21 protein-coding genes and 2 tRNA genes are annotated in these 21964 nt (G+C 67.3%); 5 read left to right on the top strand and 18 right to left on the bottom strand.

Annotation, left to right across the window (positions count from 1 at the left end; translation table 11 throughout):
- Positions 1-4: 4 nt before the first annotated feature.
- The 11 genes from ACR81A_RS06370 to thrC form a co-directional block, all read right to left on the bottom strand.
- Positions 5-811, bottom strand: a complete 807-nt coding sequence (locus ACR81A_RS06370) for a fumarylacetoacetate hydrolase family protein (protein ID WP_440313042.1) — start codon at positions 809-811, stop codon at positions 5-7.
- Positions 808-1908 (bottom strand): branched-chain amino acid aminotransferase, encoded by a 1101-nt coding sequence (locus ACR81A_RS06365; RefSeq protein WP_202382131.1) that lies wholly within the window; start codon positions 1906-1908, stop codon positions 808-810. The genes ACR81A_RS06370 and ACR81A_RS06365 overlap by 4 nt, the downstream gene beginning before the upstream one ends.
- Before the next feature lie 54 nt (positions 1909-1962).
- On the bottom strand, positions 1963-3021 hold the full coding sequence (locus tag ACR81A_RS06360) for a 3-isopropylmalate dehydrogenase (RefSeq protein ID WP_202382130.1): 1059 nt from the start codon (positions 3019-3021) through the stop codon (positions 1963-1965).
- Between the two features lie 103 nt (positions 3022-3124).
- Positions 3125-3197: transfer RNA gene (locus ACR81A_RS06355), tRNA-Glu, on the bottom strand.
- A gap of 171 nt (positions 3198-3368) precedes the next feature.
- The gene (locus ACR81A_RS06350; RefSeq protein ID WP_440313041.1) at positions 3369-5408 is read right to left on the bottom strand and encodes a DUF222 domain-containing protein; all 2040 of its coding nucleotides are present in this window, start codon (positions 5406-5408) and stop codon (positions 3369-3371) included.
- Between the two features lie 226 nt (positions 5409-5634).
- Positions 5635-5707 (bottom strand) — tRNA-Glu (locus tag ACR81A_RS06345).
- Between the two features lie 141 nt (positions 5708-5848).
- Positions 5849-7480 (bottom strand): hypothetical protein, encoded by a 1632-nt coding sequence (locus ACR81A_RS06340; protein WP_440313040.1) that lies wholly within the window; start codon positions 7478-7480, stop codon positions 5849-5851.
- Positions 7477-8190 carry an ABC transporter ATP-binding protein gene (locus ACR81A_RS06335; protein ID WP_440313039.1) on the bottom strand — a complete coding sequence of 238 codons (714 nt, stop codon included), beginning with the start codon at positions 8188-8190 and terminating at the stop codon, positions 7477-7479. The genes ACR81A_RS06340 and ACR81A_RS06335 overlap by 4 nt, the downstream gene beginning before the upstream one ends.
- 23 nt (positions 8191-8213) lie before the next feature.
- Positions 8214-8621: a phage holin family protein gene (locus ACR81A_RS06330; RefSeq protein ID WP_202382127.1), complete on the bottom strand. Its 408-nt coding sequence runs from the start codon at positions 8619-8621 to the stop codon at positions 8214-8216.
- 55 nt (positions 8622-8676) lie between these two features.
- Positions 8677-9870, bottom strand: coding sequence for an AI-2E family transporter (locus ACR81A_RS06325; protein WP_202382126.1), 1194 nt, complete (start codon positions 9868-9870; stop codon positions 8677-8679).
- 35 nt (positions 9871-9905) lie between these two features.
- Positions 9906-11336, bottom strand: a complete 1431-nt coding sequence (thrC, locus tag ACR81A_RS06320; RefSeq protein WP_202382125.1) for a threonine synthase — start codon at positions 11334-11336, stop codon at positions 9906-9908.
- Between the two features lie 217 nt (positions 11337-11553).
- Here thrC and ACR81A_RS06315 point away from each other — a divergent pair, with 217 nt between their 5' ends.
- Together ACR81A_RS06315 and mscL are read left to right on the top strand one after the other, a co-directional pair.
- Positions 11554-12444, top strand: coding sequence for a DUF4190 domain-containing protein (locus ACR81A_RS06315; RefSeq protein ID WP_440313038.1), 891 nt, complete (start codon positions 11554-11556; stop codon positions 12442-12444).
- A 117-nt stretch (positions 12445-12561) separates the two neighbouring features.
- A complete protein-coding gene (gene mscL / locus ACR81A_RS06310) occupies positions 12562-13011 on the top strand; it encodes a large conductance mechanosensitive channel protein MscL (RefSeq protein WP_202382123.1) in 450 nt (149 codons plus the stop codon).
- Positions 13012-13174: 163 nt separating this feature from the next.
- Here the strand turns inward: mscL and ACR81A_RS06305 are convergent, their stop codons facing one another.
- Together ACR81A_RS06305 and ACR81A_RS06300 are read right to left on the bottom strand one after the other, a co-directional pair.
- Positions 13175-14581 carry a dipeptidase gene (locus ACR81A_RS06305; protein ID WP_202382122.1) on the bottom strand — a complete coding sequence of 469 codons (1407 nt, stop codon included), beginning with the start codon at positions 14579-14581 and terminating at the stop codon, positions 13175-13177.
- A gap of 104 nt (positions 14582-14685) precedes the next feature.
- Positions 14686-15318: an SOS response-associated peptidase family protein gene (locus ACR81A_RS06300; protein WP_202382121.1), complete on the bottom strand. Its 633-nt coding sequence runs from the start codon at positions 15316-15318 to the stop codon at positions 14686-14688.
- Between the two features lie 56 nt (positions 15319-15374).
- Here ACR81A_RS06300 and ACR81A_RS06295 point away from each other — a divergent pair, with 56 nt between their 5' ends.
- Positions 15375-15845 (top strand): YdeI/OmpD-associated family protein, encoded by a 471-nt coding sequence (locus ACR81A_RS06295; RefSeq protein WP_440313037.1) that lies wholly within the window; start codon positions 15375-15377, stop codon positions 15843-15845.
- Here ACR81A_RS06295 and ACR81A_RS06290 read toward each other — a convergent pair.
- Positions 15823-16632 carry an ABC transporter ATP-binding protein gene (locus ACR81A_RS06290; RefSeq protein WP_202382119.1) on the bottom strand — a complete coding sequence of 270 codons (810 nt, stop codon included), beginning with the start codon at positions 16630-16632 and terminating at the stop codon, positions 15823-15825. The two genes, ACR81A_RS06295 and ACR81A_RS06290, sit on opposite strands and share 23 nt — an antisense overlap.
- The gene (locus ACR81A_RS06285; RefSeq protein ID WP_440313036.1) at positions 16629-17336 is read right to left on the bottom strand and encodes a FadR/GntR family transcriptional regulator; all 708 of its coding nucleotides are present in this window, start codon (positions 17334-17336) and stop codon (positions 16629-16631) included. Before ACR81A_RS06285 ends, ACR81A_RS06290 begins: the two co-directional genes overlap by 4 nt.
- 165 nt (positions 17337-17501) lie before the next feature.
- Between ACR81A_RS06285 and ACR81A_RS06280 the strand changes: the two genes are divergently transcribed.
- Positions 17502-19292 carry a 2-isopropylmalate synthase gene (locus ACR81A_RS06280; RefSeq protein ID WP_440313035.1) on the top strand — a complete coding sequence of 597 codons (1791 nt, stop codon included), beginning with the start codon at positions 17502-17504 and terminating at the stop codon, positions 19290-19292.
- A gap of 100 nt (positions 19293-19392) precedes the next feature.
- Here ACR81A_RS06280 and ACR81A_RS06275 read toward each other — a convergent pair whose 3' ends face one another.
- Positions 19393-19752: an META domain-containing protein gene (locus ACR81A_RS06275; RefSeq protein ID WP_440313034.1), complete on the bottom strand. Its 360-nt coding sequence runs from the start codon at positions 19750-19752 to the stop codon at positions 19393-19395.
- 145 nt (positions 19753-19897) lie between these two features.
- Between ACR81A_RS06275 and ACR81A_RS06270 the strand changes: the two genes are divergently transcribed.
- Positions 19898-20353 (top strand): VOC family protein, encoded by a 456-nt coding sequence (locus ACR81A_RS06270; protein WP_202382115.1) that lies wholly within the window; start codon positions 19898-19900, stop codon positions 20351-20353.
- 16 nt (positions 20354-20369) lie between these two features.
- Here ACR81A_RS06270 and ACR81A_RS06265 read toward each other — a convergent pair whose 3' ends face one another.
- Together ACR81A_RS06265 and ACR81A_RS06260 are read right to left on the bottom strand one after the other, a co-directional pair.
- Positions 20370-20993: a HEAT repeat domain-containing protein gene (locus ACR81A_RS06265; RefSeq protein ID WP_440313033.1), complete on the bottom strand. Its 624-nt coding sequence runs from the start codon at positions 20991-20993 to the stop codon at positions 20370-20372.
- The gene (locus ACR81A_RS06260) at positions 20990-21940 is read right to left on the bottom strand and encodes an alpha/beta fold hydrolase (protein ID WP_440313032.1); all 951 of its coding nucleotides are present in this window, start codon (positions 21938-21940) and stop codon (positions 20990-20992) included. Before ACR81A_RS06260 ends, ACR81A_RS06265 begins: the two co-directional genes overlap by 4 nt.
- Between the last annotated feature and the right edge of the window lie 24 nt (positions 21941-21964).

The following is a 21964-nucleotide window of genomic DNA, read 5'->3' as shown; positions in this document are numbered from 1 at the left end:
CTACTTACTGGGCCGCAGCGGCGTCGCGGACCGGGTTGCGGAGGATCCCGATCCCCTCGATCTCTACCTCAACGGTGTCGCCCGCCTCGAGCAGTCCGACACCCGCGGGTGTCCCCGTGAGAATCACGTCGCCCGGCAGCAGCGTAAATGCTTGCGAGGCGAACGCGACAATCTTCGCGAGCGAGTGGATCAGCTGCGCGGTGCTGCCCTCCTGGCGCACCTCACCGTTGACCCGGGTGACAATGCGCGCATCCGAGAGATCGGGATCGGTCTCGATGACCGGGCCGAGCGGGCAGAACGTGTCAAACCCCTTCCCCCGGGTCCACTGACCATCCGCGATCTGCAGGTCACGCGCGGTCACATCGTTTGCGCACGTGAAGCCGAACACGTAGCTGAGCGCTTCCTCCTCGGACACGTTCTTCGCAACGGCACCAATGACCATCGCGAGCTCGCCCTCGTGCTCAACCCGTTCAGAGATCTCGGGCCGAACAATGGCGTCCCCGGGCCCGATCACCGAGGTGTTGGGCTTCAGGAACAGCACGGGCTCCGCGGGGGTCTCACCACCCGTCACGCCCGCCATCTCCGCGATGTGGTCGGCGTAGTTCTTTCCGACACACACGACCTTCGAGCGTGGGATCACGGGGGCAAGCAGGCGCACCTCTTCAAGCTTGAGCCGTCGCCCCGTCGTGTCGTAGCCCGCCACGATGGGATCGGCCATCAGCTCGACGAGCTCGACGCCCTCACCGTTCTCCGCCCGGTCGAGAATCCCAAAGGAAATCTCGCCATCGATCTGGAAGCGCGCGACCTTCATCGTGCGTCCGCCGGGACGATGACCTCAAGCCAGCCGTGACGATCCTCACGCGTGCCGAACTGGATCCCCGTGAGCTCTTCGCGGAGCGACATCGTGAGCTCACCCGGCGCGTTCGCCCCGAAATCGATCGCGAAGTCTTCGGACTTGAGCTGCTGTATCGGCGTGATCACTGCGGCGGTGCCGCAGGCGAAAGCCTCCGTGATCGTGCCATCGGCGACCCCCTCGCGCCACTCGGTGACCGTGATCTCGCGTTCTTCAACGGTATGCCCGCGATCCTTCGCAAGCTGGATGAGGCTGCGGCGCGTGATCCCATCGAGGATGTTGCCGTTCAGCTGCGGGGTGAGCACCGTGCCGTCGGCGCGCACTAGGAACAGGTTCATGCCGCCGAGCTCGTCGATCGTGTCCGTCGTCGCCGAGTCAGTGAAGAGCACCTGCTGGCAGCCGTTCTCTGCGGCCACCTGCTGCGGGAGGAGCGAGGCAGCGTAGTTGCCGCCGCACTTCGCGGCCCCCGTGCCGCCGCGCCCCGCACGGGCCAGATCCTGCGAGAGCCAGATCGACACCGGCTTCACCCCACCCGAGAAGTAGGGGCCCGCCGGGCTAGCGATGATGAGGAAGCGTGCGCGCTCCGCGGCCCGCACCCCGAGGAAGCTCTCATCGGCGATCATGAACGGGCGCAGGTACAGGCTTTGGTCGGCACCACTCGGCACCCAGTCCGCGTCGATACGCACGAGCTCGCGTACGCCCTGCACGAAGATTTCTTCGGGGATTTCGGGCAGAGCGAGGCGCACAGCCGACTCGTTGAGTCGGCGCGCGTTCGCTTCTGGGCGGAAGGTAACGATCGAGCCATCGGCGCGGCGGTAGGCCTTCAGCCCTTCGAAGATCTCCTGCCCGTAGTGCAGCACGGAGGAGGCAGGGTCGAGCGGAATCGGACCGTACGGAATGACCTCAGCGTCATGCCACCCCGCGTCCTTGGTCCAGGCCACGGACACCATGTGGTCAGTGAAGACGTTGCCGAAGCCGGGATCAACGAGCAGCGCCTCGCGCTCGGCGGCGGAGCGGCGCTGGGCCTCGGTGTGGGTGAATACCAGGTCAGTCATGAGGTGTTCCTTCTGAAGAAGAGCGGGTGCGGGAGGGTCGAGCCTGGTGCGTCGTTAGCGCGAGGGCAGAGCCGCGATGATTGCGTCGCCAACTGCCGCGGTCGCGCGGGCGGCGTCGCCGCGAACAGCGAGGTCGGCGCGGACCGCTTCGCGGACGCGGTCCGCCTCTGCGCCGAGGTCCAGGTGATCGAGGAGGAGAGCCGCGGAGAGGATCGCCGCGGTCGGGTCCGCCTTCTGCTGCCCAGCGATGTCGGGCGCAGAGCCGTGTACGGGCTCGAACATGCTCGGGAACGTGCCGTCGGGATTGATGTTGCCGGACGCCGCGAGCCCGATGCCGCCGCCGATAGCGCCGGCCAGGTCCGTGAGGATGTCTCCGAACAGGTTATCAGTGACGATCACGTCGAAGCGCGCGGGATCCTGCACCATGAAAATCGTGGCGGCATCGACGTGCATGTAGTCGACCGCGATCTCGGGGTACTCCGCGGAGACCGCGGCGACGACGCGCTGCCAGATCGCTCCCGCGTGTACGAGCACGTTTGTCTTGTGCACCCAGGTCAGCTTCTTGCGGGGGCGCGACTGAGCCGTCTCGAACGCGTAGCGGACCACGCGCTCCACGCCCATCGCGGTGTTCACCGATACTTCCGTGGCGACCTCATGCGGCGTGCCGGCGCGCAGCGTGCCGCCGTTCCCAACGTAGGGGCCTTCGGTGCCCTCGCGCACTACGACGAAGTCGACTTCGCCCGGAGCTCGAAGCGTCGACTCAACGCCGGGGAAGAGTGTGCACGGCCTCACGTTCGCGTAGTGGTCGAAGTCGAAGCGCAGCTTGAGCAGCAGCCCGCGTTCGATGTTCGCGTGCTTGAGTCGCGCGTCTCCAGGGACACCGCCGACCGCACCGAAGAGGATCGCGTCGTGCTCGGCGATTGCCTGCTGCTCTTCCTCGGGCAGGGTTTCTCCGGTCTCGAGGAACCGTTCGGCACCGAGCTTGAATTCGGTACGCGCGAGTTCCACGTCACCGCCCACGAGAACCGCGTCGAGGACGCGATTCGCCTGCTCGATCACCTCCGGGCCAATACCGTCGCCGGGAAGTACTGCGAGCTTGATGGTGCGGGTCACTGAGCGCTCCTCTATGTGCGTGGACAGAACCCTCCCAGCATATCCGCGCGAGCGACCCGAGAAACAACGAAAGCCCCACCCGAAGGTGAGGCTTTCGATCCGGTGACCCCAGCGGGATTCGAACCCGCGTTACCGCCGTGAGAGGGCGGCGTACTAGGCCGCTATACGATGGGGCCGGACGCTGTTCCCTGAGCTCCGAGGTCTCCCCCGTTGCGCTGGCAACCTGACTATCTTGGCACAGCTCGCGGCTGGGCGCAAAATCTGCCCACCTGAGTTGGCGCGTCGCTTCACAGCTGCGGTCTCATCACTACGCACGGCCAGCCTGCAGCCACCCAGAATGCAGTCGCTCAGAATGGGTGGTCGTCGGGATCGTCGTCAACGACGGGCCGTGGAGGAACAAGCGGTCGTGCTGTGCGAACCGGCGGTGTCGGCGGCGGGGCCGTTGACCTCGTCACTGATGGCCTCGGTGGTGGCGTTCCGGTGTTGTCGTGTTTCAGGAACCTCACCCGGCTCGGCGGTTCATCGTCGTACACGCGTCCGGTTGGGGACCGCCAGCGCATTGTCCCGTCCGGCAACAAACGGTGGTCCCAGTCAGAGTTGTGCTTCATGGTGTGGTGGCCCCGGCAGAGATGTGCGAGGTTGTCTGTGGATGTCGTGCCGCCATCTGCTGCGGGGATGGTGTGGTCAATATCGCAGCGGTTCACCGGCACCCGGCAGCCGGGGAACCTGCAGTGCAGGTCGCGGGCCCCGAGGAAGCGACGCATCTGTGCACTGGGCCGATACCGGTCCACACTCAGCACATCCCCACTCTCACCCGACACGGTGACCTTCTCCCAGAAGTCGGCGTGGCCTGCGTAGCCGCGAATCTGATCGGGGTCGACGGGTCCGGACCCGATGAGTTCGGCATCCGTGAACTCCGGCTGCGCGGATGGTGCTGTGCCAGTCGCGGTCTGGTCGGTGGCTGTGGGCTTCGCGGCCTGGGCACCAGGCACGGGAGCAGCGCTGTCGTTTGGTGGGGGTGTTCTGGTGGTCACCACGACCTGGATGTGCGCCCGCACCGCCTCCTCCGGAGACCCCGCAACCAGCCGCATCGGATCCCCGGCAAGGAGCAGGTCCCGGAGCACATCCGTGCGGGTCTGCGCGCGGCTGCGCTTGGGGATCCCTGCCCGGATCTCTCGGACCCCGGGACGCCCACCTTTCATGCCCGGGCGGAGTTCCCGGAGGAGGCGCCGTCGTTCTGCGACACTCTGTGCTCTCACACCCCGTGGCTTGCGCGTGGGGTGCGCGGGTGACGCTTCACCCGTGCCCGTGTCTGCGGGACCGGTGCCGCTGTCCGTGAGGGCGCGGGCGAGTTGATGCTCGGTTACTTCCGCGGACTTCGCGAGCCGCGTCAAACGATCATGAATCGCATACGCCACAGGTGACGGCATGAACGCCACCAGCTCCGCCATCCCGTTCTCGTGATCACGCACCCACACTTTTCGCTCACACTCCGGCGAAGGAACAGGGGCGCCGCCGGTCTGGCCGGGGCTGTTGGGGTCGAGGCCGTTCGGGTCAGCGCCGTCGGGACCGGTGATCGTTGGGTCGGCGGCGTTTGGGTCCGCACTGCTGGGATCACCGGTGCTGGGGTCTGTGTTGCTGGGGTCAGTGCCGGACGGCCCTGGGGAAGCCGTGTCCGGACCAGCAGAGCCACCGCTCGTGGGGTCAACGCCCGGGAACGGGGCCGGCTTCGGCAGTGATCTCGCGAGCTCACGGGCAAGCTTCCGCGCGATCGGCCGCAAACGCTGCGGCGTCTGGGACTCAGCACGCCGCAGCACCTCCGCCTCGTACCTGCCCCGCACACGCACCGACTCCGAGTCCTGTCCAAGCCCCAGCGCGTCCGAGGACTCTACGAGTGCGCGCACATGCTCGGGAGAAACCTGGCCGGTGAGCATGCGCGGCAGGGTGGCCGGGAAACGCATCGTGAGTGCGCTCGCAAGGTTCAGATCGCGTTCCACAACATGTTCGCTCTGATGAAGGGCGGTCGCGATCTCGGCACGCAGGGAGCGATATGGGATGTCGCCGCTTCCGGAAGGGGCGCGGTGCACCGCGGTCTCCATCGCGAAGGAGAGAACGTTCAGGCGTGCGGCGGTGAGGATGTTCTGGAAGCGGTCAAACTGTTCCAGTATGCCGACCACGTCATCGACCACCCGAACGGAGAACACGGGTGGGATGACACCGGGGGCTACGGACGCGAATGCTTTGGTGATGAGCTCGGTGGGGTCGAACTCCGGCGGCTGGGGTGGAGCAGAAGTGTGAGCCGCGGAGGTCTTCTGGAAGCGCACCCGGGAAGCCCGGCGCGGCGCGAGCGGCGAGCCAGCAGGGGGAGAACCTCGGGTGGTGGTCATGTGCTCATTCAAGCAGTGACCACTGACATTCAGACCCCAGAAAACCGCGGAAACACGCGGCAAAACAGGACACCGTGAGGAACCCCTGATCCCACTCTGGAAAGTCAGTTCACCCTCAAGAAGAGGGTGAAAGTGGGGCGTGGCAAATAAACCGTGAATCGGGAGGGCCCGGGGAAAGCCGCAGAAACAACGAAAGCCCCACCCGAAGGTGAGGCTTTCGATCCGGTGACCCCAGCGGGATTCGAACCCGCGTTACCGCCGTGAGAGGGCGGCGTACTAGGCCGCTATACGATGGGGCCGGACGCTGTTCCCTGAGCTTCGAGGTTTCCCCCGCCGCGCTGGCAACTCATTTAGTTTGCCATGGGTCCGGGGCAACAGCAAACTCGCGCCAGCGGCCCGCGCGTGTCACCGCGGAATTCCGGCATTTTTCACCGCTCGAGCTACTGCGTGAGGCTGGGCCGAAGACGCGAGTACGCCCACGCCCCGAGGCAGACGAGCGCCACACCGGTCGTCACCGCCGCGGCGACCGGCGAGCCCGCAGACCACGCCGCCCCCAGCGCTCCCCCGACCAGCAACGCAACGACCGGACCGTCGATCGTCCAGATGAAAACGTTCATGGCCGAGACGTCACCCATCGGGGTCGGCACCGGCGCGAGCAACCGGAGCGGGATCGTGCCCTTCAGCGCAGCCGCAGCGCGTAACAGCACCAGCACCGCCGCAAACCCCGGCGCGCTCCACACCGCGAGGAATCCGTCCGGCGTTGTCTGCCACCCACCCAAGCCGAGCGTCGCGAAAGAGATCGCGGCCGCAGCGCCACCCGCCACAGCCAGAGTGCTCGCAAGCAGCGGGGTCAGCGCGTGCGCCGCGATCAGCGCGCCAGGGCTCAGCGGAAGCAGGGCGGGCGATCCAGCCCCGCCCGCCGCGGTCACCATTCCGCGACACCACGGTTGCACCGAGAACGAACCCACCGCAACCGCCACGGCACCCATGAGTGCCGCACCGCCGAGTCCCGCCCCTGACTGCACCGCGACCGCCCACAGCACTCCCGCACTGGCCACCCCGATGGCGGCTGCGAGGCTTCGCCCCGGCGCGCGGACGAGGCCCAACAGATCACGCCGGAGCAGCATGCCCCAGAGCCGAGCGCTCGGTCGCAGCCGAAGCCGCCGGCCCATGGTCACCGGCGCCCCGAAACGAGCGAGCGCAGCCGTCGGATCACCGGTCAAGGCGAGCGCACTCGCAGCGTCCCAGTTGACCGCCTGTTCGCGCAGGAGTTCGCGGGGCAGGCGAGCGGCGAGCGGAACCGCCCCGCACACCACAACCAGCGCCGCGGCGACAGGCATGACGAGTGCGCGGAGCAGACTGGGCATGTGTACGGCGGACACCTCAACGGCTCCGCCCGCAGCGCCGGAGGCAGTCCCAGCGGGCACGCTCAGTTCGAGCACTCGGCTAGCCCCGGACCACGGGTCACCCAGTGGCCCCCAAATGAGCTGGGCTGCGGCGAGCACTGCCAACACGGCGGCGAGCACCGCACGCGTCCGAAGGCCCACCTGCCCAACAAGCAACGCGCCGACGAGTACCACCCCGACACACATTCCTGCCACGACGACCGAGACCAGCACCGCCCAAGGAAGCGGCCCGCGAAGCAGCGCCGCGATAGCCCATACTCCGCCGAGCACTGCACCCAGCGCAGCTCCGGCAAGCAGCCATCGCACCACGGGCGGAGCGAGCAGACGCCACCGCGCAATAGGCGTTGGGAACAGCAGATCAAGCTGCGGGAGTCCCGCGCGTGCGGGTCCGCCGCGACCGCCAAGGAACACGACCCCGGCCGTTGTGGCAGTGAGCAGTGCCGCGAGTGCGCCCGGCTGCTGAACGAGATCAGGCAGCACGGGCGCGGCCCCCAGCACCGACGTGCGAACCGCGGGCGCCACCACGATGATGGTCAGCATGATCGCGAGGTAGATCCGATACGAGACATCGCCCGCGCTCAGCGTGTCGCCACGCGCGCGGCGGACGGCACGAACCGCCCGGAGCGCGGCGGCGTCTGCGCGGAAGCTGCCCTGGGAGAGCTTCATTGCCCGCTCGCAGCTCCGACGAGCACCTCAGCGTCAGCAACCCGCGCAACCAGCTCGGGATCGTGCGATGCGAACGCGAGCGCCACCCCAGCGGCCCGTGCGGCGCACAGCACCTCGGCAACGATGCCGCGGCGATCCGGATCAAGCCGCTGCTCCGGCTCATCGAGCAACAACACCGAGCAGGGCCGCGCGAGGGTCACGGCGAGCGAGACGAGCTGCCGCTGCCCACTCGAGAGCTCGTTCGGGAAGCGATCCGCGAGTGCCCCGATGCCGAACGCCTCGAGCGCGGCGTCGCCGAGCCCGCTCCAGCGCGGGGGCGCCGCGGGGCCGGCACCGCGCGGGTCACGGGCGCGCTCTCCCCCAGTCGTCTCGCCTGACCATGCGGCCGAAATGAGCGCGATGTGGTCGCGAAGCGTGAGGTCGGGATAGAGCGTGGGCGGCTCGATGAGCGCGGTGATGTGCCGTCGCACGGCGCGATCGCGATCGTCGATTCGCTCACCAAACAGCGTGCACTCCCCCGCGCTGGGGCGAAGCCTGCCCGTCAGCACGCGGAGCAACGTGGTCTTGCCCGCGCCATTCGGCCCGCGGACGGCGACTGCACGTCCCTCCTGCAGCGCGATCGACGTGGCGGGCAGCAGCTGCGCACCGTCGATGTCGACGCTCGTCCGGTCGGCCCGGAGCACCGGCGCGGCGTCGCTCGCGGACCGCACTTCCGGATCCCGATCTGCAGGAATCAGCGCGCCGCTCGCAGCGTCTTCGCGGCGGCCCGACGCTTCAGCTTTTTGTCCACGTAGAACGCCATGAACAGCCACCCGCCAAGAGCGGTGATGAGCCACACGATGATCGGCGCGAGCACCCAGGAACTCACGCCGTGGATTTCGATGCCGCCGGTGAAGAGGGTCGCGACCCACAGCGCGAGCACGGTCGCTACGAGCCCGACGCCACCCGCAAGAGGCGCTGCGTAGCGCTGCGCAATGTTCAGCACGAACGGCCCGAAGAGCGCGTGCGCGAGGGTGAAGACGCCGAGCGCGATGAAGAAGCCAGCAAGGTGCAGCGTCACGCCGGGGAGCGCAAAGTGGATGACGATGAGGGCGATCGCGCCCAGCACGATCTGCGCGACGATTTGGTAGAGGAACCGCATGACACTCCTTCGCTCGTGCGACGGGCGCCGCTCTGCCGATCAGCGTAGCGCAGTGCTAGGCATCGCGTCGCTCGCGCGGCCGGAACCACTTCGCGGGCGTATTCGGCCCATCCCACACTTGGATGATCCCCCAGGCCACCGCCGCGATCGGCACCGCGAGCACCGCACCCAGGACCCCGCTGAGAACGGTACCGATGGTCAAGGCAAGCAGAATCACCAGAGAGTGAAGTTTCAACGCACGACCCATGAGTACCGGCTGGAGGAAGTTCCCCTCGAGCTGGTTGACGAGCACGACAACGCCCACCACCAAGATCGCGTTGACTGGCCCATTCGCCACCAGAGCCACAAGCGCAGCCAAGATGCCGGCGAGCGTCGCACCGACAATCGGGATGAAGGCAAGCACAAACACGAGCACGGCGAGCGGCAGCGCAAGCGGCACCTGCAGGATCACGAGGCCGATCCAGATGCCGATAGCGTCGACCGCGGCAACCGCCGCCGTACCGCGCACATACGAGCCGAGCGTCGCCACAGTCTTCTGGCCGGCGCGCTCTGCCCGCGCGAGGCCGGCGCCGGTGAACGGGCGCAGCAGGAACTGCCAGATCTGCGGACCATCCTTCAGGAAGAAGAACAACACGACGATCATGAGCACCAGGCTGGTCACAAATCCGGTGACCGCGCCCACGCCTGCGATCGCGCCCGAGCCAAACTGGGCGCTGGTCACGAAATCAACAACGGTCTTCTGCCACTCGGCGAGTTGCTCGCTGCTCGGTGCGATGGGGAGCGTCTGCACCCAGTCGAGCACCTGCGTGAAGCCATCGTGGGCCTGCTCCGCAAGCTCGTCCCACTCGTCTTGCACGGCCCACACGATGAGCCACCCCACCCCGGTGAGGATGAGCGCGATCGCGAGCAGCACGAGTACCGTCGCGAGCGCCGGCGGCACGTTTCGCGCGCGCAGCCACCGCATCACCGGCGAGAACGTGCTCGCCAAGATGAGCGCCAAGAGGATCGGGATCACCACGGTGCTGAGCGAGCGTAGGCCCAGCACCACCACGGTGGTGAGGGCCAGCACGATAATGACCTGCAGCGAGCGAGTCGCGACAAGACCAAAGCCATCGCCCCATGCGCGGCCCGCACGTCCCGCAGGTGCCTCGGGGACGAGTCCCTGTGCGGGATCCGGGGCGCCACCAGTGCGGCGTTCAAGCTCGGCAACCCGACGCGCAAGCTGCCTCTGTCGCTGTCCTCCGAACACGATGACCTCCCCGATCCCGATGTGGTTTTCGGAGTCTACGCCTGGACGGCGCGCTCCGCGATGAATGCGCGAAGCGCCGCCGCGTCGTTGCCCATCTCGGTCACGTGCTGCGGCAGCTCGAGCAGGTCCGCGAGGTGCTCGGGCATGCCTAGCTCGATCCCGGTCGCCTCCCGAACGATGTCGGGGAACTTCTCGGGCTTCGCGGTCTCGAGCACCAGCATCGGAATACCGGGCTCGACGTGCTCGCGCGCGACCTTCACGCCATCGGCGGTGTGCGGGTCGATGATGATTCCGCTCGAGGCATGCACGTCACGAATGGTCGCGACACGATCCGCGTGCGTGCTCGTGCCACTCTGGAACCCGAACTCGGTGTCCAGGCGCGGCAGTTCCTGCGTGAGATCGATGCGGCCAGTCTCGGCGAGTTCCTCCCAGGCGGCGGCGAGGCGCGCGGTGTCCCGGCCCAACAAGTCGAAGATGAAGCGCTCGATGTTCGATGCCTTTGAGATGTCCATCGAGGGACTCGAAGTCGCGTAGGTCTCCGCGGCGCCGCGCGGCTCGTAGATGCCCGTGCGGAAGAACTGATCGAGCACGTTGTTCTCGTTCGCGGCGAGCACGAGGCGGCGGATGGGCAGCCCCATTGCGCGGGCCATGTGCCCCGAGAGGATGTTGCCAAAGTTGCCGGACGGAACAGTGAACGAGACCTCGAAGGCTGCTCGTTCGTCCGCGGCAACCGCATCCGTCGCACGGAGCCAGGCCCAGAAGTAGTAGACCATCTGCGCACTAATGCGGCCGAGGTTGATCGAGTTGACGGTGCCGAGCTCGTGCGCGCGCTTAAACTCGAGGTCTCCCGAGAGCTCCTTCACGAGGTTCTGGCAGTCGTCGAACACGCCAGCAACGGCGATGTTGTGGATGTTCGCATCGGTGAGCGAGTACATCTGTGCGCGCTGGAAGTCACTCATCCGGCCCTGCGGCGAGAGCATGAACACCGCGATGCCCTCCTTGCCACGGAGCGCGTACTCCGCTGCCGAGCCGGTGTCGCCCGAGGTTGCGCCGATGATGTTCAACGCGCGGTCGCTGCGGGCGAGGACGTACTCGAGCGACTGGCCGAGAAACTGCATCGCCATGTCCTTGAAAGCGAGGGTCGGCCCCTCGGACAGGCCAACCAACGAGATCTGCTCGTCGATCGCCGTGAGCGGCACAATCTCCTCAGCAACGAAGTTCTCCGAGCTGTACGCTGCGGCGCACATCTGCGCAAGGTCCGCACGCGGAATATCCGTCGCATACAGGCTCAGGATCTCTGTTGCGAGCTCAGCGTACGAGAGTCCGCGCAGCGCTTCGATGCGCTCGGCGGTGAGCTGCGGAACGGTCTCCGGAACCACGAGGCCGCCATCGGTGGCGAGACCTTCCAGCAGGATCGCGCTGTACGGTGCCGGGGCCATGCCGCCGCGGGTCGAGATGTACTTCAACTTTGCTCCTCGTCGTTGGTGACCTCCCCCATTCTATTCAGCTATGCATACCGGCCGTGGTTTCGCTCGCCTCGACCACTTGGTTGGAGGTGTCGGGAAGCCCGTTATTACAATGGAAGAGTGCGCGTCGCATTCGATGCGTGCGCGGAGCCGCTGGCACTCCCCCGCTGCGCTGAGTTCCGCCCGTCCTCCGCCCCCACCAGGAGCTTCATCCGCCATGTCTCACCCCACCACCCCCGGCTCGGAGAACCCGCAGCCCGTCGATCCCAACGCTGTTCCCGCGGCACCGCAGGCCCCCGCAGCACCTCAGGTCCCCGAGGCTCCCGCAGAGGCTGTGCCCGCTGAGCCTGCTGCTCCCGCTGAGCCTGCTGCTCCCACTGAGCCCGCCATCGCGCCGCCCACGTACACGCAGCCCGAGTACACGCAGCCCCCGGCCTACGCAGCGGCTCCGCCCGCCCCGCCCGCCGGACCGGGCGCGATGCCCGCCGGTGCGCCGTACCCGGGCCAGCCGCAGCAGCAGCCGCCCATGAACGCGCTCGCGATCGTGGCGCTCGTCACCGGCATCTTGATGAACGTCGTAGGCATCATCTGCGGCCACATTGCGCTCTCGCAGATCAAGCGCACGGGTGAGCGCGGCCGCGGCATGGCCCTTGCGGGAACGATCATCGGCTATGTGAGCCTCGGCCTCTCGATCATTGGCATGATCTTCTTCTTCATCTTCGCTGGCTTCGCAGTCCAGGCAGCGAACACCGCCGCCGAGTCTTCGCTCAGCCAGTACGAAGACGCAACCGCCGAGCTCGAGGACGCACTCGAGGGCAACTCGAGCGATCTCGATGCCACCGCCGGTGACGCAGACCGCTCCGCGGAGTTCTGCGCCGCGCTTGAAGATGCGATCGACAAGACGGACCCGAACACCACCGAGTACTCGGCCGACGAGGTCGCCCGCTACACGAAGCTCGGCGAGGTCGAGAGCCCCAACAAGGAGCTGTACGCGAAGTTCGCCGAACTGATCGCCGACCCCGCGAAGATTGCCACGACCGATGACGCTGTGCAGATCTCCGAGGACGCCATGACCGCGATCACCGAGGACTACGTCGCCTGCATGTAGGTTTCTCGCATGACCGACGAATCAGAGCCCTGCGCGGACTTCCCGCGTGGGGCTCTGGTCGTCTGACCCGCTGCACCACTAACGTTAGTGACAGGTACTTTCCAGGAGGGAGAACGAATGTTCAAGGGGTTCAAAGAGTTTCTGCTGCGCGGCAACGTCGTCGATCTGGCTGTTGCCGTTGTCATTGGCGCGGCCTTCAACGCCGTCGTGCAGAAGGTCGTCGATTCGCTGATCAACCCGATCATCGGGATGGTGTTCAAGGCCGATTCACTTGACGGTGCGCTCCTCGTTGAGCTGCCCGGCGGTGGTTCGATCGCGTTTGGCGCGCTCATCGGCGCGATCCTCAACTTCCTGATTGTCGCGGCAGTCGTGTACTTCGTGTTCGTCATGCCGATGAACAAGCTTCGCGATATGAGCAAGAAGGATGCGGACGAGGAGGTTGCCGCCGAGACCGAGCAGGAGCTGCTCGTCGAGATCCGCGACCTGCTGCGTGCGCAGGCGACCGCGTCGGGCCAGGTGCCGGCAGCACCCGCAGCACCGGAGGCACCGGGCGCGCACCGCGAGTAGGCTCGCTGCGGGCTGCGCAGGCAGCACACCGACAACAGAGCACGACTCGGAGAAATCCAGAGTCTCGGTGAGAATTCCCTCGCGGGATCCGAGATATCTGCGTTCTCCGGGTCGTGCTCTGTTTTGGATGTGTCTGCTGCGTGAGGTAGCCCGGCGTGCGCGTTTACGCGGTGCGGGCGTTCAGCCGTGCGAGGAACAGCGCCTCGGTGAGGAGCGACTTGCGGAACGACTCGATGTGCAACGACTCGTTCGGGCTGTGCGCCCGACCATCGGGATCCTCCACGCCCGTCACCAGGATCTGTGCACCCGGGAACTCCTCGACGAGCTCAGCGATGAACGGAATCGAGCCGCCCACCCCGATATCGACGGGCTCGCGCTCCCACGCGTCGGCCATTGCGCCACGGACCTCGGTCACGGCCCACCCGCTCGTGTCGACAAGGAAGGCCTGACCAAAGTCGGGGTCCTCGAAGCTCAGCTGCGCCCCGAACGGCGCGTTCGTCTCGAGATGCTGCTGGATCGCTGCGTAGGCGGCGGCAGGATCCTGGCCGGGGGCGATCCGCGCGCTCACGCGCACGCGCACCCCGGGAATCAGCGTGTTCGACGCGTTCGCAACGTCGGGTGCATCGATCCCCGTGATCGTGACGGCCGGCTGCGCCCAGAGCCGCGAGAGGATCTCGCCGCGACCGATCGGCGTTACGCCGTCGAGCAGGCCGGCCTCCTCGCGGAGGCGATCCTCGCCGTATGCCGGGAGGTCGAGGTCGGCCGTGACGAGGCCGGGCACGGCCACTGCGCCGTCTGCGTCCCACAGCGAGTCGAGCACGCGGACGGCCGCAAGCATGCCGTCCGGCACGGCTCCGCCGAACATGCCGGAGTGCGAGGCGTGATCCAGCGTGTCGATGCGCAGGTTGAACGCCACTGCGCCGCGCAGCGCCACCGTGAGCGCAGGGGTCTCGATATCCCAGTTGCTGGAGTCTGCGACGATGATCGCGTCTGCCGCGAGCAGTTCCTTGTTCTCGCGCAGGAAGTTCCCGAAGGACTGCGACGCCCACTCTTCCTCGCCCTCAATGAAGAGCGCGATGCCGAGTTCGAGCTCGCGCCCCTCAGCCTCGGCCGCCGCGGCGAACGCGCGGATCGCCCCCAAGTGCGCCATCACGCCGGCCTTGTCGTCCGCGGCTCCGCGCCCGTACAGGCGACCGTTCCGCTCGGTCGGCTCGAACGGCGGCGTCTCCCAGTCCTCGTCCTTGCCGGGCGGCTGCACGTCGTGGTGCGCGTAGAGCAGCACTGTCGGCTTGCCGTTCTTTGGCTCCCGCCGAGCCACCACCGCGGGCTGCCCCAGCTCGGTGCCACCCTCCACCGGCGCGCGGCGAATATCCACAACATCGAACACGCCGGTCTCCCGCAGCAGCGCGGCAATCGCCTCAGCGCTCTGCGCAACGTGCGCCGTGTCGAACGCGGGCCACGACACGGAGGGAATACGCACCAGCGCCGACAGATCCTCCATCGTCTGGCCAAACTGCGCGTCGACGACCGAGCGGATGCCCGCCTCGAGCGCGCTCTGTTCCTGAGTCATGAGACTTCTTTCTCCCAGGCGCGTCGGCCGCATCGCACACGCGTGGGCCGGCAGCGCTCCCTGTTCACCATACGAATTCAGACTATCGCCGGGAGTTGCACCCGTCATGCAGCGGGACGGGCGATCACCGCGGCGCGCTCAGCAAGCGGCGTGCCTGCTGCAACAACTTCGTCAACGAAGTTCGCATCACCGACTCGCGTGGGATCAAGCCACGCGTCGTGCGTTTCCCGCGCCAGGATGAGGGGCATGCGTGGGTGCACCTCGGTGGCGGCGCCGACCGCGTCGCGGGTGACGAGCGCGTAGCTCAGCAGCGGCGCACCATCCGGCTGCGGCACGGGTGTGACGATCGCTGCGATGCCAAACAGTTCATCGTCTGGCAGCGCGAACGTGTGACTCTTCTCGATGTACCAGTGCGCGGGGAGGATCGCCCGGCGCTGCAGTGGGTCGTGCCATTTTCGAGCGAGCGCGTCTGAGCGCGCGTTGAACGCGGAAAACTTTGCCGGGGCTCCCCCAACGTGCAGCCACCACCAGCCGAGGTCCACCCGTCGTTCGCCAAAGCCCTCGTGGATCAGCGGGTTGAGATTTCGCGCGTTGCGCCCGGTGATCCGCGCAGTGGAGCGCTGCTCCCTCGCCCACTCGGCGATGCGGGCACGACTCTCGGGCTCGTGCATGGGCGGCAGGTCAAAGCTCAGCCCCAGATCGTGCGGCCCACCGCCGAGCCCATAACTTGCGCACATGGCGCTCACTCTAGTCGCGCTGCGCGCCACGCGACACTGCGGAGTACGATACCGACATGACGCTGACGATCTCCACCACGCTTGCGCCGCACGGCCCGGCAACTGCGCTGATTTTGAGCGACGAGCAGAGCGCCGAACTGGGCGGCGGAGCTCGCGCGGCGGTGCGCGTCACCATCGCGGGCCGCACGGCCCGGCTCCGGCTCGCGCGCATGGGCGGCCAGAATATGATCGGCCTTTCGAAGGCCGCCCGCTCAGAGCTTGGCGTCGAGATCGGGGACGCAGTGATCGCCGAGATCGAACTCGATACTGAGGAACGCACGGTGTCCGTTCCCGGGGAGCTGAGCGCCGCGCTCGACGCGCACGCCGGCGCACGTGCAGCGTTCGACGCGTTCTCCTACACGCGCCGCAAGGAGCTCGCGCTCGGTGTTGCGAGCGCAAAGCGGGCGGAGACACGCGAGCGCCGCATCGCCGCGGTGCTTGCGGCCACGCTCGCCGAGCTGGACGCTACGCCGGCTGCAGAGGCGTAGCCACCCGGCCGGCCCGCGCGGCCCAGCGCCCGTCTTCCTTCGTCACCCGAATCGGGTGTTCGAACGCACGCGAGATCACTTCGGTGGTGACCACGTCGTCGACGGCGCCTGCCGCGACAATCTCTCCGTGCGCAATCACCACGGCGTGGGTGGTGCTCTCGGGGAGCTCCTCGAGGTGGTGCGTCACGAGGATCGAGGTCAGTTCAGGCGCCGCGATCGCGAGCTCGTCGAGCGTCTCAAGGAACTGCTCGCGCGCGGCAACATCAAGCCCTGTCGTCGGCTCGTCGAGCAGCAGGAGCCGCGGCTCAGCGACGAGCGCGCGGGCAATGAGCGCGCGACCGCGCTCACCCTGCGACAGTGTAGGCCAGCGTGCATCCCGCCGGTGCGCGAGCCCCACGCGCGCGATCGCCGCGTCCGCCCGCACAATGTCACCGTCGCTCGGAGCCCAGCGCATCGGCAGCTCGATGGTTGCGGTGAGGCCGGTGAGTACCACCTCAAGCATGGTCAGCGGCGTGCTCAGCGGGTGCCGCGGGTTCACATGCCCAATCTCGTGGCGCAGTGCCTGCAGGTCGACCCTGCCGAGGCGGTGTCCGAGCACGTGCGCGGTGCCTGAGGTGGGATGGGTCTGCGCACCGCAGAACCCAAGAATGGTGCTCTTGCCCGCACCGTTCGGGCCGAGCAGTGCCCAGCGCTCCCCCGCGCGAACGGTGAGTGTGATCCCGCGCAGAATGTCGTTTCCGCGTCGGCGGAACACCACATCGTCGAGTTCGAGTACTGCGTCGGTCATGCGAGGCCTTCCTTCAGGGAGCTCAAATGGTTGCGGCTGAGCTGCGCGGCTCGAGCGGGATCACGATCCGCCACCGCATCCGCGAGTTCGACGTGCACTCCATGATCCGCCTCGCTCCCGAAGGCGACGCGGATGCGCAGCATCTCGATCATGGCCTGGCGCACCCGGGGCGTAAATCCGTCAAAGAGCTCGAGCAGGATTGGGTTGTGCGCGGCTGCCACGATTGCGCGATGGAACGCGGTGTCGGCGTCCACGTGCTCGGGAATCTCGGCGCGCTGCACCGAGCGGTGATCGAGGGTGCGCCGAATCGCGCGCAAATCGGCAGGAGTCCGGCGTTCCGCGGCGAGTGACGCGGCCTCAGTCTCGATTGCTGCGCGCGCCTCAATCACGGCGATGATCCCGGCGCGGGCGAGCACCGCATCCCAATCTTCGCGAGCGTCGAGTGCGGTGACGAACACCCCGGCGCCCTGCCGCGAGGCGAGCACCCCACGGCCGGCGAGCTGGCGGATCGCCTCGCGCACGGTGGAGCGTCCGACGCCCAGCTGTGGTGCGAGCGTGGTCTCACCGGGCAGCTTCGCCCCGAGCTCCCACTCGCCCGCACGGATGCGCGACAGCAGCAGCTCCGCGGCCTGCTCGGCGAGCGGTGCGCGGCTGAGGGCGGGCGCCGCGATGCGCCCCGTCGCGGCGGAATCAGAGGAAGACATGCACGTAGCGTAGCACTCCTCAACTTGTCTGAGGAGTTGTGTTACTGTGTTGCCATGCGAACGCGCACCCTCCTCCTTCGTCGCCACGACGGGGCCTGACCGACCGGCTCCCCGTCGTGGTGTCGATCGTGCCGGTCTCCCCAGACACGACGCGAGGAGTTTCCTATGTCACACGCACGCCCCTTCCCCACGATCAACACACCAGCAGGCCCCCGCCCGAGCGGAGCGCCCGCATGGAACCGACAGCGCGGTTCGCAGATGCCGAGCCACCGCTATCGCTCGGCCTACGACCGCGTCGAGATTCCCCTCACCGAGCGCAGCTGGCCGAGCGCCCAGCTCACGCAGGCGCCGCTCTGGGTGCCGGTGGACCTGCGCGACGGGAACCAGGCGCTCGCCGAGCCCATGGACCCCGCGCGGAAGCGTCGCTTCTTCGAGCTGATGGTGGCTATGGGGTACACCGAGATTGAAGTCGGCTACCCCTCGGCTTCGCAAACGGACTACGACTTCGTTCGACTCATCGCGGAGAACGAAATCGCGCCCGAGCACGTCACTATCGTCGTGTTCACCCCGGCACGCCGCGACCTCATCGAACGCACGGTCGAATCAATCCGGGGAATTCGCAACCCGGTGGTCATCCACATGTACACGGCAACCGCTCCCACCTGGCGCGATACCGTTCTCGGGAAGGATCGCCAGACCCTCACCGAGCTCATTCTCGACGGCGGGCGTGAGGTAGTGCGCGCCGCGGGCGGGCTACCGAACGTGCGGTTCGAGTTCTCGCCGGAGGTGTTCAACCTCACCGAGCCCGACTTCGCGCTCGACGTCTGCGACGCCATGACCACGCTCTGGGACGCAACCCCGGAGCGGCCCGTGATCCTGAACCTGCCAGCCACGGTGGAGATCGCGAGCCCCAACGTGTACGCGGACCAAATCGAGTACATGCACCGCAACCTCGCACGCCGCGACAGCGTGATCCTGTCTGTTCACCCTCACAACGATCGCGGCACGGGGATCGCGTGCGCCGAACTCGCGGTGCTCGCGGGGGCGCAAAGGGTGGAGGGGTGCATCTTCGGCAACGGCGAACGCACCGGCAACGTGGACATCGCGACCCTCGCCCTCAATCTGCACGCGCAGGGCATCGACCCGATGATCGATTTCTCCGACATCGATGAGATTCGCCGCACGGTCGAGCACGCAAATCGCATTGAAGTGCATCCGCGCCACCCGTACGTCGGTGATCTCGTCCACACGGCGTTCAGCGGCACTCACCAGGACGCGATCAAGAAGGGCTTCGCGGAGCACCGGGAGCGAGCCATCGCCACCGGGATCGCGGAGCGTGAGCTCGAGTGGCACGTCCCCTATTTGCCGGTTGACCCGGCGGATCTCGGGCGCAGCTATGACGCAGTGATCCGAGTGAACTCGCAGTCAGGCAAGGGCGGTATCGCGTACCTGCTCGAAGCCGAACTGGGCATCGAGCTGCCGCGCCGTTTCCAGATCGAGTTTGCACGACGCGTGCAGCAGCACACGGACGCGAGCGGCGCCGAGGTGCGCGCGTCGGAACTCTGGGATTTGTTCCAGCGAGAGTACCTCGCGGCGACCCCATCGGGGATCGAGCTGCGCACACACGAAACCTCGGGTGATGGCGCTGCGTCACGGAGTCGCTTCACCCTGCATATTGGGGGCGACGACTACACGCACGACGCGAGCGGCGCCCACGGCGAGGATGGCCCCGTCGCGGCGCTCGCCGAGGCGCTTGCCACACACGGGGCACCGCTCGAAGTGCTGTCGCTGCACCAGACGAGTGTTGGCATGGGGAGCAACAGCGCCGCGCTCACGCTGCTCGAGTACCGCGACGCCGAGGGATACCCGGCGTGGGCCGCGGGGAGCTCTTCTTCCGTCCTCGAGGCAAGCCTCGCCGCGGTGATCCGCGCAGCAAACAGCCGGCACGCGAGGTAGCACCTCACGTCGAGGCACATCGCTCAGCGGGTTTCACGGCAGCAATGCCGCTGAGCGAGGTTTGGGGCAGCCGCGCGGCTGCCCCGAACCCCCTCCGCAGCTACTTCGCGCGGGTCAGGGTGCCGAGCTCGCCACCATCGCGGTCGAGCACGGTGAGGGTGTTCCCATCGACAGTTGCCGTGCCAGCGAGCGAGAGCCAGGTGTCGACACCATCGCAGAACTTCCGCGTCGTCGCGTAGCGGCCAAAGTCAAAAGTGCCCGCGTCCACGGTGCCGGCGCCCACCATGGTGTTGCAGCCGTCGGAGCCGTTGAACGCACCGTCCTCCGTGATCTCCAACGTTGGCGCGTGCTCCCCCGAGCCCTTCCACGAGCCCGTGAACGACGGTCCAGCGGCGCAGCCACTCAGTGCAAGCACGGCTGCAGCGGACACGGTAGCGGCGGTCAGGAGGGCTCGACGCATGGGCAGACTCTTCTCTCGGGATGCTCTCTGGCGCGGTATGTGACGCCTATGAATAGTGTATCGACCGCCTTCGACATTGTCGGAGCGAATTCTCCTCACGCGAGGACGGCTTCCCCTTCTCTGCGGAGCTGCGTACTCTGAGAGCATGGCACTCAACTGGAAGATCGTCATCGACTGCGCGGATCCGCACGCCCTCGCAGACTTCTGGGCGGCAGCGCTCGAGTACACCGTGGAGGATCCCGGGCAGCTCGTCTCCGAGTTGCAGGAGGGCGGAAAGATTCCGGCAGGCGAGGTCCTCACGCATCTGGGGAGCCCCCGCTTCGTCGGCTACGCCGCGATCCGCCACCCCGAAGATCCGTTCAACGCGTTCACCGGCGTCGGCGCCGGCCGTCGCATTCTCTTTCAGCGCGTGCCCGAGCCGAAGCAAGGGAAGAATCGCGTGCACCTCGATCTGCACGACGATGGCGGCGACATCGAGTCACTCGTGACCCGCCTTGAGGCGTTTGGCGCCCGCCGCATTGAGTACGTGGACGAGGGGCCCGCGGGCCGCTGGTGGGTGATGGGTGACCCGGAGGGCAACGAGTTCTGCGCCGCGGCCTGACCCCACGCCCGCCGCACTAGCCGTCGAGGTAGAACGTGCTCTCTGGATCGTGAACGATGCGCTGCGTCGCCGCAGCGTGACTGCGCACCGCGGGGTCACTACTGCGCGTCGCCGCATCGAGCACCGGGTCGGCGTCTTCCCCCAGCGCAACGAACGCTCGTGCGAGGCTGCGCTGCACATCGATGTCTCCGCGCCCGAGCTCGCCCGCGAGCGCATCAGCAAGCGCTCGCTCCGCACCGGGCGGGGCAAGCTGAACCGAGGTGCGCCAGGCGGCGCGGGCCACCTCGTCGTCGGGGTCGTGCAGGTGCACGGCCGTGATGTGCGACCAGCTCGCGGGGTCGCCGATCTTCGAGAGCGTGTGCAGCGCCTGGCTCCGCGCCTGCGGAGTCGATGAGTCGAGTTCAGCGGTGATCAGCGGGAGCGCGTCAGCCGCGGGGTGCCGCACAATCGCCCAGGTGAGCATCTCACGCACCTGGAAGTCGTCCTCCACAGCGCAGCGCGCCACCAGAATGGGCAGCTCAACCGGAACAGGAGTGGTGCCGGCTGCGAGCGTGGCGTTCAGTCGCACCTGCGCGTCACCGTGCGCCAGCGCGCGGGCGCGCGACGATGCCGATGCAACGGGCTCAGGGTTCTGGTTCATTTCTGCAGCGTAGCAGCGAGGAACTCCTCCGTGGCAGCCACCACTTCTTCGCTCTGTGTGTGGTGCAGGTAGTGATCCGCGTCAATCTCGAGCGTCACCGCATGATCCACCGTTGCCGCCTGCGCCTCGTGCATCGCAGTCCAGGTGGGGAACGCCGGGTTGTTCGCCTGGTACATGAGGAGAACGGGCAGCGAGCTCGGGAAGGTCTGGCCCTCCGCTCGGGCGAAGTTGCGGCCGAGCAGATGCACCTCGTCGAGATACGTGGGAGCCATCGAGTTCTTCATCGTGGTCACGTGAATACGTTCGCGGTCCGTGTCCGTGTACGCGGGGTTCTCCGCGAGCGGATCACCACCGAGCGCGGTCATCACCCGCAAGAGCCCCAGCCCGCGGATCGCCGGGGCAGCCTGAATGATTGCGGGAACCTGGTCCATGCCGGGCTGCTCGGGCACCGAGGTATCAATTCCAACGAAGGCGGTCACCTCGTCCGGGTAATTCGCTACGTACTCCAGCGCGTAGAGCCCCGTGATCGAGTGCCCCATGAGCACATACTCCGCAACGTCGAAGTGCTGCACCGCGGCGTGGATCTCACGAACAATGTTCTCGGTTGTCCGCGGGGTATCGGCCTGATCGCTCAGGCCGTAGCCGAAGGGCTCAACCGCGAGGATGCGGTACTCGTCTTCCAGGCCGCGGATCACGGGAGCGAAGTCAGCGACCGGCGACGAGGTGCCCGCGCCCGGCGTCAGCACGATCGTCGTCTCCCCCGAACCAAACTCCGCAACGTTCATCTGTTTCCCGTCGACCTCCACCAGCGTGCCGTACGGCGCGAGCGCGGCCACCTCGCGCTCCGTTTGCACGAGGTTCACCACCGAAGTTGTCGCGAGGGCGGCGGCGAACACGCCGACCACCGTTCCCATGCTGATGAGCGTGATCTTGAGGGGCTTCTTCACGGTGCTGCTTGAACCAATCGTTTG

Origin of the sequence: Leucobacter chromiireducens, from assembly GCF_051993095.1 — a bacterium.
In the GTDB taxonomy this organism is placed as follows: domain Bacteria; phylum Actinomycetota; class Actinomycetes; order Actinomycetales; family Microbacteriaceae; genus Leucobacter; species Leucobacter chromiireducens.
The sequence above is the reverse complement of the archived record's forward strand: the minus strand, read 5'-3'. Positions and strand labels throughout refer to the sequence as shown.